Annotated in this window: 13 protein-coding genes; 6 read left to right on the forward strand and 7 right to left on the reverse strand. The window is 60.6% G+C overall.

Going from position 1 to position 14,495, the window contains the following annotated elements; all coding sequences use genetic code 11:
* Window positions 1-27 precede the first annotated feature (27 nt).
* The 3 genes from holA to HYPMC_RS21000 all read left to right on the forward strand — a co-directional run bounded on the left by holA (window position 28) and on the right by HYPMC_RS21000 (window position 2,619).
* On the forward strand, window positions 28-1,074 hold the full coding sequence (holA, locus tag HYPMC_RS20990; protein ID WP_013950140.1) for a DNA polymerase III subunit delta: 1,047 nt from the start codon (window positions 28-30) through the stop codon (window positions 1,072-1,074).
* A gap of 71 nt (window positions 1,075-1,145) precedes the next feature.
* Complete coding sequence (locus HYPMC_RS20995) at window positions 1,146-2,144, forward strand: adenosine kinase (RefSeq protein ID WP_013950141.1); 999 nt, start codon at window positions 1,146-1,148, stop codon at window positions 2,142-2,144.
* Between the two features lie 193 nt (window positions 2,145-2,337).
* Window positions 2,338-2,619: a hypothetical protein gene (locus HYPMC_RS21000; protein ID WP_013950142.1), complete on the forward strand. Its 282-nt coding sequence runs from the start codon at window positions 2,338-2,340 to the stop codon at window positions 2,617-2,619.
* A gap of 135 nt (window positions 2,620-2,754) precedes the next feature.
* On the opposite strand, the gene coaA is transcribed toward HYPMC_RS21000, so the two are convergent.
* The 7 genes from coaA to mnmE form a co-directional block, all read right to left on the reverse strand.
* Entirely contained in the window at window positions 2,755-3,753 is a 999-nt protein-coding gene (gene coaA / locus HYPMC_RS21005) for a type I pantothenate kinase (RefSeq protein WP_013950143.1), read from the reverse strand.
* On the reverse strand, window positions 3,750-4,082 hold the full coding sequence (locus HYPMC_RS21010; RefSeq protein ID WP_041301166.1) for a phosphoribosyl-ATP diphosphatase: 333 nt from the start codon (window positions 4,080-4,082) through the stop codon (window positions 3,750-3,752). Before HYPMC_RS21010 ends, coaA begins: the two co-directional genes overlap by 4 nt.
* Window positions 4,083-4,199: 117 nt before the next feature.
* Window positions 4,200-5,078 (reverse strand): ParB/RepB/Spo0J family partition protein, encoded by an 879-nt coding sequence (locus HYPMC_RS21015; RefSeq protein ID WP_013950145.1) that lies wholly within the window; start codon window positions 5,076-5,078, stop codon window positions 4,200-4,202.
* Between the two features lie 60 nt (window positions 5,079-5,138).
* Window positions 5,139-5,984, reverse strand: a complete 846-nt coding sequence (locus tag HYPMC_RS21020) for a ParA family protein (RefSeq protein WP_013950146.1) — start codon at window positions 5,982-5,984, stop codon at window positions 5,139-5,141.
* A gap of 3 nt (window positions 5,985-5,987) precedes the next feature.
* Window positions 5,988-6,671, reverse strand: a complete 684-nt coding sequence (gene rsmG, locus HYPMC_RS21025; protein ID WP_013950147.1) for a 16S rRNA (guanine(527)-N(7))-methyltransferase RsmG — start codon at window positions 6,669-6,671, stop codon at window positions 5,988-5,990.
* The gene (mnmG, locus tag HYPMC_RS21030) at window positions 6,671-8,605 is read right to left on the reverse strand and encodes a tRNA uridine-5-carboxymethylaminomethyl(34) synthesis enzyme MnmG (protein ID WP_013950148.1); all 1,935 of its coding nucleotides are present in this window, start codon (window positions 8,603-8,605) and stop codon (window positions 6,671-6,673) included. Before mnmG ends, rsmG begins: the two co-directional genes overlap by 1 nt.
* Window positions 8,606-8,808: 203 nt before the next feature.
* Entirely contained in the window at window positions 8,809-10,161 is a 1,353-nt protein-coding gene (gene mnmE, locus HYPMC_RS21040; RefSeq protein WP_013950150.1) for a tRNA uridine-5-carboxymethylaminomethyl(34) synthesis GTPase MnmE, read from the reverse strand.
* Window positions 10,162-10,268: 107 nt separating this feature from the next.
* Here mnmE and HYPMC_RS21045 point away from each other — a divergent pair, with 107 nt between their 5' ends.
* The 3 genes from HYPMC_RS21045 (at window position 10,269) to bla (ending at window position 14,444) form a co-directional block, all read left to right on the forward strand.
* A complete protein-coding gene (locus HYPMC_RS21045) occupies window positions 10,269-12,317 on the forward strand; it encodes a thioredoxin domain-containing protein (protein ID WP_013950151.1) in 2,049 nt (682 codons plus the stop codon).
* Between the two features lie 108 nt (window positions 12,318-12,425).
* Window positions 12,426-13,421: a sterol desaturase family protein gene (locus HYPMC_RS21050; RefSeq protein ID WP_013950152.1), complete on the forward strand. Its 996-nt coding sequence runs from the start codon at window positions 12,426-12,428 to the stop codon at window positions 13,419-13,421.
* A gap of 132 nt (window positions 13,422-13,553) precedes the next feature.
* Window positions 13,554-14,444, forward strand: coding sequence for a class A beta-lactamase (bla, locus tag HYPMC_RS21055; RefSeq protein ID WP_013950153.1), 891 nt, complete (start codon window positions 13,554-13,556; stop codon window positions 14,442-14,444).
* Window positions 14,445-14,495: the final 51 nt, after the last annotated feature.

Genomic DNA, 14,495 nt, shown 5'->3' on the forward strand with positions numbered 1-14,495 from the left:
GGGCTGCTGCCCTGTAAGAGCTTGGTCATGGCCGCCGTCAAACCACAACAAGCCGCTGCCTTCATGAAGGCGCCACCAGCCGATCTAGCGGCTGTGCTGTTTCACGGCTCCGATCCGGGCCTTGTCAGCGAGCGCTCGGCGACGCTGGCGCGCGTTCTGGCGGGCCGCGAAAATCCGCCGGGCGAAATCCTCAAGATCGATGAGACAGAACTCGACGACGATACTGGGCTATTGGAGACGGAGCTCCAGACACGTCCGATGTTTTCGGGACGGCGGATCGTCAGGGCGATTGCGGGGCGAAAGATCTCAGCGCAGTTGCTGAAACCCATTCTGGCGTCGGTGCCGCTCGAAGGTCTGCTGATCGTCGAAGCCGGAAACCTGAAAGCGGACGACACGCTGCGCGCGCTCTTTGAGAAGCAGGCGTCGTGTTATGCGATCGCCTGCTATCCGGATACCGCCGCCGATATCGACGAACTCATCTCTGATGTGCTCACGTCGTTCAAGCTCAAGATCGACGGCGATGCGCGCGATCTGCTGCAAAGCCGCCTCGGCGCCGACCGGGCGCTGTCGCGCTCGGAAATCGAGAAGCTGGCGCTTTATTGTCTCGGGCGACAGCAGATCACCTTCGAAGACGTCGATATGCTCGTCGGCGACGCGGCGGGCCTCGCGGTCGAGCGGATCGCCGAAGCTGTGGCCGACGGGCGCACCAAAAACGCCATCGGCGATTTCGGGCGCGCAATGGCGTCGGGTGAAAATGCGCAGATGATCATTGGCGTTCTGCAGCGCTATTTCCTGAAGCTGCATCGCGTGCGCAGCGATGTCGATGCCGGGCAAAGGCTCGACGATGCGCTGAAATCGCTGCGACCGCCGCTGTTCTTCAAGCAAAAAGATCTGTTTTCGCGGCAGGTTCGCAGTTGGTCGCGCGGCCAGCTCGACCAGGCGCTGCGGCGAATCGCGGAAGCGGCGAAAACGGCGCGCCTCTCATCAAATCTTGAAGACGTCATCGCCGAGCGCCTGATCCTGGCGCTGTCGTCAATGGCTGCGATATATGCCGCTGCGGCGAGCCGCCGCTAAGGCCTGCTTGCAGGTCGGCTGCGCCTCCCTATAGTGCCAGCGCTTTTCATCTGAGAATAAAGGGGACCTTCATGACTGATGCGCGTTACGACGTGATCGGGATCGGTAACGCGATCGTCGATATTATCGGGCGATGCGACGAAGCTTTTCTCGCCGACGTCGGCGTTGCGAAAGGCAGCATGCGGCTCGTCGATGCGGACGAGATCAAGAAGATCTATTCGGGCATGGGGCCTGCGATCGAAACATCGGGCGGATCGGCCGCAAATACCATTGCAGGCGTTGCGTCGTTCGGCGGAAGCGCAGCGTTCATCGGTACGATTGCCGACGATGAATTCGGCCGGATTTTCTCACACGACATTCGCTCTATCGGAGTTGAATTCGGCGCATCGCCGATTTCGAATGGAACGCCGACATCGCGTTCTCTCATTCTCGTCACGCCCGACGGCGAGCGCACGATGAATACCTATCTCGGCATCTCGACGAATATCGAAGAAACGCAACTCGATCTCGAATTGATCCGCGCTTCGTCCATTCTTTATCTCGAAGGTTATCTCTTCGATCAGCCGCAAGCGATGACCGCTTTTCGGTCGGCGCATAAAGCTGCAAAAGCAGCGGGGCGAAAAACGGCGCTGACGCTTTCAGACGGCTTTTGCGTTGATCGCCATCGCGATGAGTTTCTAAAACTCATTCGCTCCGGCATCGATATTCTTTTCGCAAATGAATCCGAGATCAAATCGCTCTACCAAACGGAATCCTTCGATTTTGCGGCGGAAAAAGCGCGTGCCGATGCGAAGCTGGCGGTTCTGACGCGAAGCGCAAAAGGCTCCGAAATTCACTTCGAAGGCGAAACAATTCGAATTGGTACTTTCCCCGTTGAAGAGGTCGTCGATACGACGGGCGCCGGCGATTTATATGCGGCGGGATTCCTTTTCGGGTATGCAAAAGGTTTGCATCTGGAAACCGCCGGGAGGCTCGCTAGTTTGGCGGCTTCGGAAATTATCAGCCATACGGGCGCCCGGCCGGCTGTTTCGCTCTCGGAATATGCCCGGCAACACGGCATTATTTCGTAAGGTCATTTTACGCCCCGGACCCCATTCCGGGGCGTATTGATATCTCTATTTTGAGTTGAACCTGTCGGGCGGGAGAATGTTTAGGGGGTATTTCGTGTCCAATTCGAACTCACAATTATTCTCCCTGGAATTACGATTTAACTTGCCGCAATCTCGAAATTACTGAATCGCTTTGTTTCGAGGTTCAAAAAAAATGCTTCACGCTCCCGTCCGACGCGGCCGCCCGAAAGGGACCGGCATTGATGATAGCGACCGGATCGCCCGATTGGACGAATTGTTGCGTGTTCACCCCGAAATGAAGCCGACCACCGCCATTCGCATGATGGGATATTCCGACCCGTCGGCCATTCGGCGACTTCGCGACAAATATAAGGTCTTTGCGATGAAGGCGCGCATCGAGCTTGCGAAGGAAATGAGAACCGCAGTGCCGGTGGCTGCGGAGCCTATTTTGGCGCTCATTCAGCACGGCCGCTAAAACCCCTTATTTCGAAGACACCAAACCCTTTTCAAATCGTCGACTATAGAGCGATCTTTCCTGTGATCACTCGCCAGGGCCGCGTCCCCAAGCGGCCCATTTTTTTTGCCCGAAATTTGGAGAAGATGTGCAAATCTACAGCTTGCGAAGGAATACGGATTCGACGCGGTGGCTCTCGCTTTTCTGCAGGATGAGCTGAGCGCGCCGCCGCGTCGGCAGAATATTCTCTTCGAGGTTTTGGAAGTTGATCTCGCGCCAAAGCTTCAACGCCACATGGCGGGCTTCATCAGCGGCGAGGGTTGCGTATTTATGGAAGTAAGCGCCAGGATCGCGAAATGCGGTCGAACGCAAACGCATGAAACGCGTCAAATACCAATTCTCGATCACGGCCGGATCGGCGTCGATATAAATCGAGAAATCGATGAAATCTGAAACGAACGGAATAGTGCCGCCGTCTTTGGGCATTTCGGCCGGCTGCAGAATATTCAAGCCTTCGATAATGAGAATATCGGGCTGCTCGATCAGGACTTCCTGACCGGGAAGAACGTCATATTGAAAGTGCGAATAGACGGGCGCTGCGACGCTCGTGAGGCCGGATTTGATATCGCCCAGAAAGCGCAAAAGCCGTTCGGTATCGAAGCTTTCGGGAAAGCCTTTCTTGGCCATCAGGCCGCGACGCTCCAGCTCGGCATTGGGAAAGAGAAAGCCGTCGGTCGTCAAAAGATCGACGCGCGGATGGTCCGGCCAGCGCGCCAGAAGCGCCCGCAGAACGCGGGCCGTCGTGCTCTTGCCGACCGCAACCGACCCGGCAACGCCGATGATGAAGGGGACCTTGGTATCCTTGCGCCCTAAGAACTCAGAGCTAACGGAATAAAGCTTCTGCGCAGCGGCGACGTAGAGGTTGAGAAGGCGCGAGAGCGGCAAATAGATCTGCTCGACCTCGTCGACCGACAGCTCCTCGATGATACCGGAGAGCTGTTCCAGCTCGTTTGGCTGCAGCGTCATCGGCGTGTCAGCGCGCAGCCTCGCCCATTCCTCGCGGGTGAAAACACGATAGGGAGAAAACGGCAAGCTTTCGAGCCGCGCGTCGTCACGCGTCTTCGTTCGTCTCTTCGGTGTGTACCGCGCGTTCACGTCGTGCCTTTGGTGCGAGAAGCTTTCTCTTCGAGACCTGAAGTGCCCATACGTCCGTCGAGAACCATCAGGATATCGGCGAAGGCGATCTGGCGGGATTCAAGCAGCACCAGCAGGTGGTAGAGCACATCGGCAGCTTCGGCGCGCACCGCCTTGTCGTCGGTGCCCATCGCGGCGATGACCAATTCGACCGCTTCCTCGCCGAACTTCTTGGCGCAGCGTTCGGTGCCGGCGGTCAGCAGTTGAGATGTATAGGACTTCCCCGAAGTGTCGGAGCGCCGCGTGTGGATCAACGTGGCGAGCCGGACCAGGGTATTTTCTTCGCTCATGTCTTGCGTCTCGTGCGGTTCGGTTCGACGTTCGAACCCAAGCGAGCGCACACCATCAAGCCAGCGCCGGATAATCAAGCCATCCTCATCCGAAAAGGCGAGAAAAGCTTAAAATCGTCAGCCTCCGCCCAGCCGTTGGCGGATATAGTCAAGCTGATCGAAGTTGCCATATCGGATCATGAGCGTGCCGCTTTCGCCGGACGCCTTGCGGATCTCGACCTTGAGGCCCAGGAGATCCGTCAGCTCCTTCTCGAAGGCCTTGGTGTCGGCGTCCTTGTCGCGGGCGCGGCGGTTGCCGCCGCCGGTGTTGCCCGGTTCGCCGAACGTCTGCACCAGCGTTTCGACATCGCGAACGTTCAGGCCGTTGTCGATGATCTGCTTGGCGATGTTGCCGGCATCCTCGCGGCCGATCAAAGCGCGGGCGTGACCGGCGCTGATCTGGCCACTTTGGACAAGCGACTGCACGTCGGCGGGCAGCTTCAGAAGGCGCAGCGTGTTCGCCACATGGCTGCGGCTCTTGCCGATGATCTCGGAGACCTGCTCCTGGCTATAGTCGAACCGTTCGACCAGCTCGCGATAGCCGGTCGCTTCCTCGATGGCGTTCAAGTCCTGGCGCTGGACGTTTTCGATGATGGCGAGTTCCAAAACCTCGCGGTCGCTGAGTTCGCGGATGATGACGGGGATGGTGTGGATGCCCGCCTTCTGCGCGGCGCGCCAGCGGCGTTCGCCGGCGACGATCTCATAGCCGCCCGCCATGCCGTTCGGCCGAACGACGATGGGCTGGACGAGACCCTTGGTGCGGATCGATTCCGCCAGCTCGGCCAGTTCGTCGTCGCGGAAATCCTTGCGTGGGTTGAGCGGGCTCGACTTGACCTCGGAGATGGAGACCATGCGCTGCTCGCCTTCCGGCGGCAGGCGATGCCCCATCGGCGCCGGCTCTCCGATGAGAGAGGCAAGGCCACGGCCCAGGCGGCTCTTCGGCACCATCGAGTTCATCTGCTTTTCAGTCCCCTGCTGATCGGTTTGTTCTTTAAATCCGCTCGTTTCTTACATGTCTCAAGCGGCCTTGAAGCGCCGCTCGCGTTCCATGATTTCTGTCGCCAGGCGCATGTAGGCCTGGCTGCCGGCACAGTCGTAATCGTAGAGAAGGATCGGCTTGCCGTGTGAGGGGGCTTCGGCAATGCGCGTATTCCGTGGAATGACTGTGTCGTAGACTTTCGAGCCGAAAAAGGCCCGGACGTTGGCTGCGACTTCGCGAGAGAGCGAGACGCGCTGGTCGTGCATCGTCAGCACGACGCCTTGGATTTCAAGGCGCGGATTGAGTGTTGCGCGGATCTGTTCGATCGAGTCTTTGAGCTGCGAAATACCTTCGAGCGCGTAGAATTCGCACTGGACCGGAACGATGACCGCGTCCGCCGCCGACATGGCGTTGAGCGTCAGCAGGTTCAACGACGGCGGGCAGTCGATCAGCACGTAGGTGAAGTGCGTTTCGGGATCGCGCGTGCGCTGGTGTCCGACCATCGCGGTGATGGCGTCGCGCAGCTTGAATGCCTTGTTTTGATCGGCGGCCAGCATCGGCTCGATGCCGACGAGATCGTTGTTTGCGGGCACGACGAAAAGGTTCGGAACGGCCGTTTTCAGGACCGTATCCAGGATCGCGACGCCGCTCGTCAGAATATCGAACGAGGTCTGGAAGCGTTTTTCGATATCGATGCCGAGACCAGTCGAAGCGTTGCCCTGGGGATCGAGGTCGAGCACGAGCACGCGCTCACCCACGGCAGCGAGTGCGGTGCCGAGGTTGATCGCCGTCGTGGTCTTGCCGACGCCACCCTTCTGGTTGGAGATGGCGACGACACGCGGACCCGCGTTTGCACTGCCCGCGCCTGATACGTAGCCGGCCACGGGTTATCCCTCCGTCTTGGGTTTCGACACCCGGGGTTTCAACGCTTTAAGCAACACAACGCGGCCGTCCTCTTCCGTCACGCTTGGAATCAGCTCAAAGGCAAACTGCCAATCCTGAGCTGCCTTTTCGACTTCGGCCGTGGCGTCACGGCCTTTCAGGAAAAACCCAAGCGTAGAAGGCCCGAAATACGGCGCTGCGATCTCAACCAGCTTGGACAGCGGTGCGAGCGCGCGCGCGGTGACGCAGTCGGCCACGCCTACTTTAGCGTGAGTCTCGGGATTTTCGATCCTCATGCACAGAATGTCCACAGCCACGCCGGTCTGGCGGGCCACCTCCCGCAGGAAGGCTGCTTTCCGGCTGTCGCTCTCAACCAGAGTGTGGTGGGTCTGGCCGGTCTCGGAGGCCAGGATCGCGAGCACGAGGCCCGGAAAACCGGCGCCGGAGCCCAGATCGAGCCAGGTTTTGGCCTCTGGGGGCCGGAGCGGCCAAAGCTGGGCGCTGTCGGCGAAATGGCGGTCCCAGATATCGTCCAGGGTGCTCAGGGCAACGAGGTTGATCGTCTTCTGCCACTTCTTCAGCAGGGTTTCGTAGGTCTCCAGCTTTTCGCGGACGGCATTCGAGATGCCGAACCGGGCCTGGAACGCGGCCGGCGTATCGATACGGGCTTCCGTGTGGGAGCGGGCCATCAGGCAGACTTACGGCCGGATTTTTCGCTCTTGGCGGCCTTGAGGCGGGCGAGCAGGGTCAAAAGCGCGGCGGGCGTCATGCCCTCGATGCGTCCAGCCTGGGCGATGGTCGCGGGGCGGTGGCGGATGAGCTTCTGGCGAATTTCGGCCGAAAGGCTGGGCAAGCTCGCGTAATCGAAGTCATCCGGGATGCGGACGGCCTCATCGCGTTTCAGCTGGGCCACATCCTCGTCCTGGCGGCGGAGGTAGGCGGCGTAGCGGGCGTCGACCTCGAGCTGAGCGGCGATCTTGGGTTCAATGCGATCGATCTCGGGCCAGACGGCCTTTAGCCGCTCCAGCGAAATGTCCGGGAAGGCCAGGAGATCGAAAGCGCTGCGCCGGCGGCCGTCGCGATTGACGGTGAGGCCGTGGCGGGCGGCTTCGGTCGGGGTGAGAGAGAGTTGGTTCAACAAGTCAAGGCCGTCTGACAGGGCTTCCGCTTTCGCCTCGTAGGCCCGGGCGCGCTCCGGCCCGACGACGCCGAGGCGGATGCCCTCGGGCGTTAAGCGCTGGTCGGCATTGTCAGCACGGAGTTTCAGGCGGAATTCGGCCCGCGACGTAAACATGCGATAGGGCTCGGAAACGCCGCGGGTGACGAGGTCGTCGACCATGACGCCCAAATAACCGGATGTGCGCGAAATACTGAACGTTTCACGTGAATCCATTTCTGAATAAACGGTTTCACGTGAATCCGTTGTATATGAATCTATGGTTAATCGCCCGGCAGTTCGCGCGGCGTTGATGCCGGCCAGCAGGCCCTGGGCACCCGCTTCTTCATAACCGGTCGTGCCGTTGATCTGGCCCGCCAGGAACAGGCCCGGCAGGCGCTTCACTTCGAGACCCGGCGTCAGTTCGCGCGGATCGACGTAATCATACTCGATGGCGTAGCCCGGCCGCTTGATAACGACGTTTGCGAGCCCCGGCATGGTTTTCAGGAATGCTTCCTGAACGTCGGCGGGAAGCGAGGTCGAGACACCGTTCGGGTAGATCGTGTCGTCGTCCAGGCCTTCCGGCTCGAGGAAAATCTGGTGTGCCGAGCGGTCGGCGAAGCGCACGATCTTGTCCTCGATCGAGGGGCAATAGCGCGGGCCGACGCTCTCGATCTGGCCCGAATACATCGGCGAACGGGCGAGATTGGAGCGAATGATGTCGTGGGTTTCCGGCGTCGTATAGGTGATGCCGCAAGCGATTTGGGGCGTCGCGATTGTCTCGGTCAAAAACGAGAACGGCACCGGATCGTCGTCGGCCTTTTGCATTTCGAGGCCGGACCAATCGATGGACTTGCCGTCGAGGCGCGCCGGGGTGCCGGTCTTGAGGCGACCGAGGTTCAGGCCAAGGGCATAGAGCCGATCCGACAGCTTCAGGGCCGGGGCTTCGCCTGCGCGACCCGCTGGGATTTTCTGCTCGCCCATGTGAATGAGGCCGTTCAAGAACGTGCCGGTCGTCAGAACGACGGCACCGGAGCGGAGCGGCTCACCCGTGGCCAGGATCACGCCCTCGACCCGGCCGTTTTCGACGATCAAGTCCTCGACGCCGCCTTCGATGACGTCGAGGTTTGGAATCGCTGAGATTTCGGCCTGCATGGCCTGACGATAGAGTTTGCGGTCGGCCTGGGTGCGCGGGCCGTGGACGGCAGGCCCTTTCGACCTGTTCAGGAGGCGGAACTGAATGCCGGCGGCGTCGGCGACACGGCCCATGAGGCCGTCGAGGGCGTCGATTTCCCGGACCAAATGGCCCTTGCCGAGGCCGCCGATGGCCGGATTGCACGACATTTCGCCGACAGTCGCAAAGGCGTGCGTGACGAGCGCCGTCCGCGCGCCCATACGCGCCGCGGCCGCTGCGGCCTCGGTTCCGGCGTGTCCGCCACCCACGACAATGACGTCATATCGGTTCATTGGCGGGATTTAGCGCAAATCCTGAGGCACGGCAAAAGGCGAAACGCCCTCATTTTTTTGATCGCGGCTTCCGACTCTCCTTCGTCGAGCCGGCCGGAAGCCGCAGAATCGGCCGGAAGCGGCAGAATCGAGAGTTTGGGCGGGAGGGAGAAAAATCCAGGCTTGCGAATCCAAAGAATCATTTCACGTGAAACTTTTTGGACTCACTTGCCGATGCAGAAACGGCTGAAGATTTGGTCAAGGACGTCCTCGACGTCGACGCGGCCGGTGATCCGGCCCAGAGCCTGGGCGGCGCGGCGGACATCTTCGGCCCGGAGTTCTATGGACTCGGGGCTTTCAGCCAGAAAAGCGGTCACGTCGGCCAAGGCCGTTTCGAGGGCCTGCCGATGGCGCGCCTGGGTGATGACGGGGTCCGTTTGCGAGCCGACAGCCTGTTTCGCACGCTCTGAGATGACTGCGATCAGACGGTCGAGACCCGCGCAGGTCTTCGCGGAGATGGCCAAATCGCCAAAGTCCGGTTCCATCTGCGACTCATGTGGAAGATCGGCTTTGGAACGAATTACAAGACTTGTTTCACGTGAAAAGCCAAGCGGTGGAATCGACTCGTCTTTTTCACCTTTTTCCGTCAGCCACAGAATCAGATCGGCGTCGCGGGCGGCCGCCAGGCTGCGGCGGATGCCTTCCTGTTCGACTTCGCTTGCGGCTTCGCGAATGCCGGCGGTGTCGGAGACGATGACCGGCAGACCGCCGAGATCGAGGCGAACTTCGATGACGTCGCGCGTGGTTCCGGCTTCGGCGGAGACGATGGCCGCATCACGACGCGCAAGCGCATTCAGCAGCGAAGATTTTCCGGCGTTCGGTGCGCCCAGCAAAGCAACGCGGAAGCCGTCGCGCAGGATCTCGCCGCGATGACCGTCATCGAGATGCGCCGCGATCTCTTTCGCCAAGATTTCCGCACGTTTTCGCGCTTCGGCGAATGATGATGCCGAGACGTCGCCCTCGTCGGAGAAGTCGATGGCGGCCTCGGTGAGGGCTGCAATTTCGATCAGGCGCGCGCGCCAGCCGTCATAGAGTTTCGACAATGCGCCGCCTGCCTGGGCGAGAGCCTGGCGGCGCTGGGCGTCGGTTTCGGCATCAACGAGGTCAGCCAAACCTTCGACTTCGGCCAAATCGAGCTTGCCGTTTTCGAAGGCGCGGCGGGCGAACTCTCCGGGTTCGGCCAGGCGGCAGTCGGGCATGGTGGCCAAAGCGGACAGAAGCGCAGCGACGACGGCGCGGCTGCCGTGGACTTGGAACTCGACGACGTCTTCGCCTGTTTCGGACAAAGGCGCCGCGAACCAAAGCACGACCGCACGGTCAAGCGCTTCGCCTGTCTCGGGATGACGAATGGTCCGAAAGGCAGCGACGCGTGGCTTGGGTATCGGCGCCACCATTCTCTGCAGCACGCCCTGGGCAGCCGGTCCGGAAATGCGGATGACGGCGATGCCCGCGCGACCCGGCGCGCTCGAGAGCGCGAAGATGGTCGTCGCATCCGGTGTTGGGGGGCTTTGATTCATGGAATTTGAGTACGAGGGCGTTATCGACATAAGCTTCGCGTACGCGCGGATGCTTCGTGCCGCAACTTGATCTCGCAATTCCTCCTAACGCCCGTTGAATTCCTTACATGTCCGAAAATCGCCTGAAATACGAGACGAGCCCCTATCTGCTGCAGCACCAGGATAACCCTGTGCACTGGTGGGCGTGGGGGCCGGAGGCTTTGGCCGAGGCCAAGCGAACCGGAAAGCCGATCCTGCTCTCGGTCGGGTACGCGGCGTGCCATTGGTGCCATGTGATGGCGCACGAGAGTTTCGAAGACCCCGAGACGGCGCGGGTAATGAACGATCTCTTCGTCAATATCAAAGTCGATCGCGAGGAGCGGCCGGACATCGACGCGATCTACATGGGCGCGCTTCACCGGCTCGGCGAACAAGGCGGCTGGCCGCTGACGATGTTCCTCGACAGCGAGGCGAAACCGTTCTGGGGCGGCACCTACTTTCCACGTGAATCACGCTACGGCCGGCCATCGTTCGTGACGGTACTTCTGCGCATCGCCGAGGCCTATCAGAGCCAGCCGGAGAATGTCGCCAAGAACACCGAAGCGCTCGTTGCGGCGCTGAAAGAAGAAGCGTCTACGACGGACCGCGTCGAGGCTGGTCCCGACGTTCCCGATCTCGTGGCGCGGATCACACGCGCGGTCGATCGCGACCATGGCGGCATCAATGGCGCGCCGAAATTTCCGCAATGGAACATCTTCTGGCTGCTGTGGCGCGGCGCGATGCGCTTCGGCGATGAGGATGCGAAGCAAGCCGTCATCACGACGCTGCGGAACATCTGCCAGGGCGGCATCTACGATCATCTCGGGGGCGGCTTCGCACGCTATTCGGTCGATCCGTTCTGGCTCGTGCCGCACTTCGAAAAGATGCTCTACGACAACGCGCTGTTGATCGACCTGATCACGGAGGTCTGGCGCGAGACGCAAGACCCGCTGTTCAAGATCCGCATTGCCGAGACGGTCGCCTGGCTGAAGCGCGAAATGATCGGCGAAGCGGGTGGTTTTGCGGCGTCTCTCGATGCCGACAGCGAAGGCGAGGAAGGCAAATTCTACGTCTGGCACAAGAAGGAGATCGTTGACGTGCTCGGGCCGGAGGACGCTGCGATCTTCGGCAAGGTCTATGGTGTCACGCGGGATGGAAACTTCAGCGAGCATGCTGCGATCACAGCTTCGGGCCGCATCGAAGGCCCCACCATCCTCAATCGGCTCGAATCGCAAAGCTTCTCTTCCGACGAAGCGGAGGCGCGTCTTAGCGAAATGCGCGCGAAGCTTCTGACCCGCCGGGCCGGGCGTGTGCGTCCGGGCTGGGACGACAAGATCCTCGCGGATTGGAACGGGTTGATGATCGCGGCGATGTCGCGCGCCGCTATTGTTTTCGATCAGCCGGAATGGCTTGGAATGGCGGAAGCGGCTTTCACGTGTGTCGCGACGAAGCTTTCAGCCGGCGGCGACCGTCTCTATCATTCCTATCGCGGCGGCCTTGCGAAGGCTCCGGCGACGGCATCCGATTACGCCAACATGATCTGGGCGGCGCTGCGCCTTTACGAGGCGACGTCATCGGACCGCTATCTCAGCCAGGCCCAGCGCTGGGCCGCGGTGCTCGATACGCATTATTGGGATGGCGATAGCGGCGGCTACTTCACGGCGGCCGATGATACCAGCGACGTCGTCGTTCGGTTGAAGTCGGCATCCGACGATGCGACACCGAGCGCGAATGCGATTCAGCTGTCGAACCTTATCACGCTCGCAGCTATGACGGGCGACCTCACATACGACGACAGGGCAGCGGAACTCACGCGGGTGTTTTCGGGTGCCGTCGCGCGGGCGCCCACAGGGCACTGCGGTCTGATCGCCGCCGGGTTTGACCTCGGCCGCCTTGTTCAAGTTGCCGTGATCGGAGAAGGCAGGTCTGATCTGCAAAAGGCGCTCACGAACATTTCAGTGCCCGGCGCGGTGAGCTTCATTTCGGAGACCGGCTCTTTCACGGAAGGGTCGGCGCTGGCGGGTAAGGCAAGCATTGGCGGGAAATCAACGGCTTACGTTTGCGTCGGGCCCGTGTGCGGAATGCCGGTTCAGGATGCTCAAGAATTACGTAAAGAACTTCTGATCGCACGCAGCTAAACTATTGATCGCTGTCAATTTTTACCGCGTTGAAAGGTCTCACAGAGCAAACGCTTGGCTGGAGTATCTTCCCAGCGATATACACAGGGTGTCGAGAAAGGCAGCCCAATGAAAATTCTCAGAACGGCCGTACGTTACGGCTATATCCCCTTCATGATGCTTGGCCTGACGGGCGCCGCCTATTGGGTGGTGAGCCAGCTGGTCATCGCGGAAGGGAAAACATGGGCGTATGCGTTGATTTTCCCGCTACTCATCGTAGCTTATGCAACTTCTCTGCTCGCCGAGCGGATTGCGCCGTTCTTCCCGGAGTGGAACGACAACGAATCCCACGGCGACATGCTGACCAACACTGGCCATATCGCTCTCTATGAGCTGGGAGCGATCAACGGCGTTCTGCTGATCCCGGTGATCTGCTGGCTGTTCCCGTTCCAGGGCCTTTGGCCGACGCAGTGGCCGATGTGGGGCCAGGTCTTGATCGCGTTCGTCGTCGCCGACTTCTCGTTCATGTTCATGCACTACCTCAGCCATCGCCTGCCGCTGCTGTGGCGGCTGCATGCCGTGCATCACGGCGTCGGGCGGCTCTATGGCTACAACGGCGTTATTCGCCATCCGCTGCATCAGGCGATCGACATGATCGTCGGCAACATGCCGCTCGTCATCATCGGTATGCCGGCGTCCGTCGCGGTCGTGCTCGGCTTCTTGATTTCGGTGACGCTGATCGTTCAGCACTCAAACGTCGATGCCTACCTCGGTCCGCTGGAGAAGCATCTGGCCATCGGACGCGCGCACCATATGCACCATGTCAACTGGGGCACGGAAGGCGATTGCAACTTCGGCATGCTCCTGAGCATCTGGGACCGGCTGTTCGGGACCTACGCCGAGAAGCTGTCGCGCGAAGTGACGTCGAAGGATTTGGGCGTCGACGAACTGCCGAATTTTCCGAAGAGTCTTTGGGAGCAGATGATCCTGCCGTGGGTCTACGTGCCGGGCAAAGGTGAGCCGGAGCGCTACAAGCGTTTGGCGGAAGAAGAAAAGGCCAGGAAGGCCAAAACCAAAACGCCGGCGCAGGAAGCGCGCGATCAGGTGCTGCACGCGGCGGAGTGAACGTTTTCGTCGTGACGGTGACAATATCGAAAAGGCCGCTCATTTTGGGCGGCTTTTTTATTTCACGTGAATCATTGTGGCGCCCGAAAAGCGGATCGCGGGCCGCCATCTTTTGGCGACAGATGTTCGTCAGTGACGGCACCGATCATTACGTTGTTCGGGGGTGTCTTGAATCGCCGCGCTTTCATTCTCGGGACGGTGGCGCTCACCGCAAGCCAGCCTGCACATGCGGAAGACAACGCGTTCGCGGGTTTGGAAAAACAGTACGGCGGCAGGCTCGGCGTGGCGGTAGTCGATACCGGATCGGGCGAGCGCATGGCCTATCGTGCCGACGAGCGCTTTCCGATGTGCAGCACATTCAAACTTCTGATCGTCGGCGCCGTTCTGCACAACGTCGACAAAGGTTCTGAGCGGCTGGACCGATGGATTCCCTTTCAGGCCAGCGATCTTCTCGATTATGCGCCGGTGACGAAGACAGCCGTCGGGAATGGCGGCATGACGATGAGCGATCTCTGCGCGGCCGCGATTGAATACGGTGACAACACGGCCGCCAATCTCATTCTCAAAGCGGTCGGCGGGCCAGACGGCGCGACACGCTACGTTCGTTCTCTGGGCGATGAGGTGACACGGATCGATCGGTTCGAGCCCGACGCCAACACCTGCATTCCCGGCGATCCGCGTGACACCACAACGCCAGCTGCGATGCTCGCTGATCTCAAGGCGCTGGTGCTAGGTGATGCGCTGTCGGCAAACGCACGGACGCAACTTCTAGGCTGGCTGAACGGCTGCAAGACAGCAGCGCGGCGGATTCCAGCGGATCTGCCAGCGGGGTGGATCAGCGGTGATAAAACGGGAAGCGGCGCGAACGGAACGGCCAATGACGTCGCCATCATTCAGCGGCCAAATAAAAAGCCGTTGCTGGTCGCAGCCTATTCGACCGGTGTCGCGGCGAAGCCTGCGGACCGGGATCCGATGCTGGCGGATGTGGGCCGGATCGTCGCCCGCCACTTCGGGCAGGCTTGAAGGGAACTGCAAGCGCAACGAAAAAAGGCCGCTTGGATGCAGCGGCCTTTT

It is taken from the genome of Hyphomicrobium sp. MC1 (assembly GCF_000253295.1).
GTDB lineage: Bacteria > Pseudomonadota > Alphaproteobacteria > Rhizobiales > Hyphomicrobiaceae > Hyphomicrobium_B.

Excerpts from the sequence above, each read along its gene's own strand:
- holA (WP_013950140.1), top strand. The coding sequence starts at position 28 with ATGGCCGCCGTCAAACCACAACAAGCCGCTGCCTTCATGAAGGCGCCA.
- HYPMC_RS20995 (WP_013950141.1), top strand. The coding sequence starts at position 1,146 with ATGACTGATGCGCGTTACGACGTGATCGGGATCGGTAACGCGATCGTC.
- HYPMC_RS21000 (WP_013950142.1), top strand. The coding sequence starts at position 2,338 with ATGCTTCACGCTCCCGTCCGACGCGGCCGCCCGAAAGGGACCGGCATT.
- HYPMC_RS21010 (WP_041301166.1), bottom strand. The coding sequence starts at position 4,082 with ATGAGCGAAGAAAATACCCTGGTCCGGCTCGCCACGTTGATCCACACG.
- HYPMC_RS21015 (WP_013950145.1), bottom strand. The coding sequence starts at position 5,078 with ATGAACTCGATGGTGCCGAAGAGCCGCCTGGGCCGTGGCCTTGCCTCT.
- rsmG (WP_013950147.1), bottom strand. The coding sequence starts at position 6,671 with ATGGCCCGCTCCCACACGGAAGCCCGTATCGATACGCCGGCCGCGTTC.
- mnmG (WP_013950148.1), bottom strand. The coding sequence starts at position 8,605 with ATGAACCGATATGACGTCATTGTCGTGGGTGGCGGACACGCCGGAACC.
- mnmE (WP_013950150.1), bottom strand. The coding sequence starts at position 10,161 with ATGAATCAAAGCCCCCCAACACCGGATGCGACGACCATCTTCGCGCTC.
- HYPMC_RS21045 (WP_013950151.1), top strand. The coding sequence starts at position 10,269 with ATGTCCGAAAATCGCCTGAAATACGAGACGAGCCCCTATCTGCTGCAG.
- HYPMC_RS21050 (WP_013950152.1), top strand. The coding sequence starts at position 12,426 with ATGAAAATTCTCAGAACGGCCGTACGTTACGGCTATATCCCCTTCATG.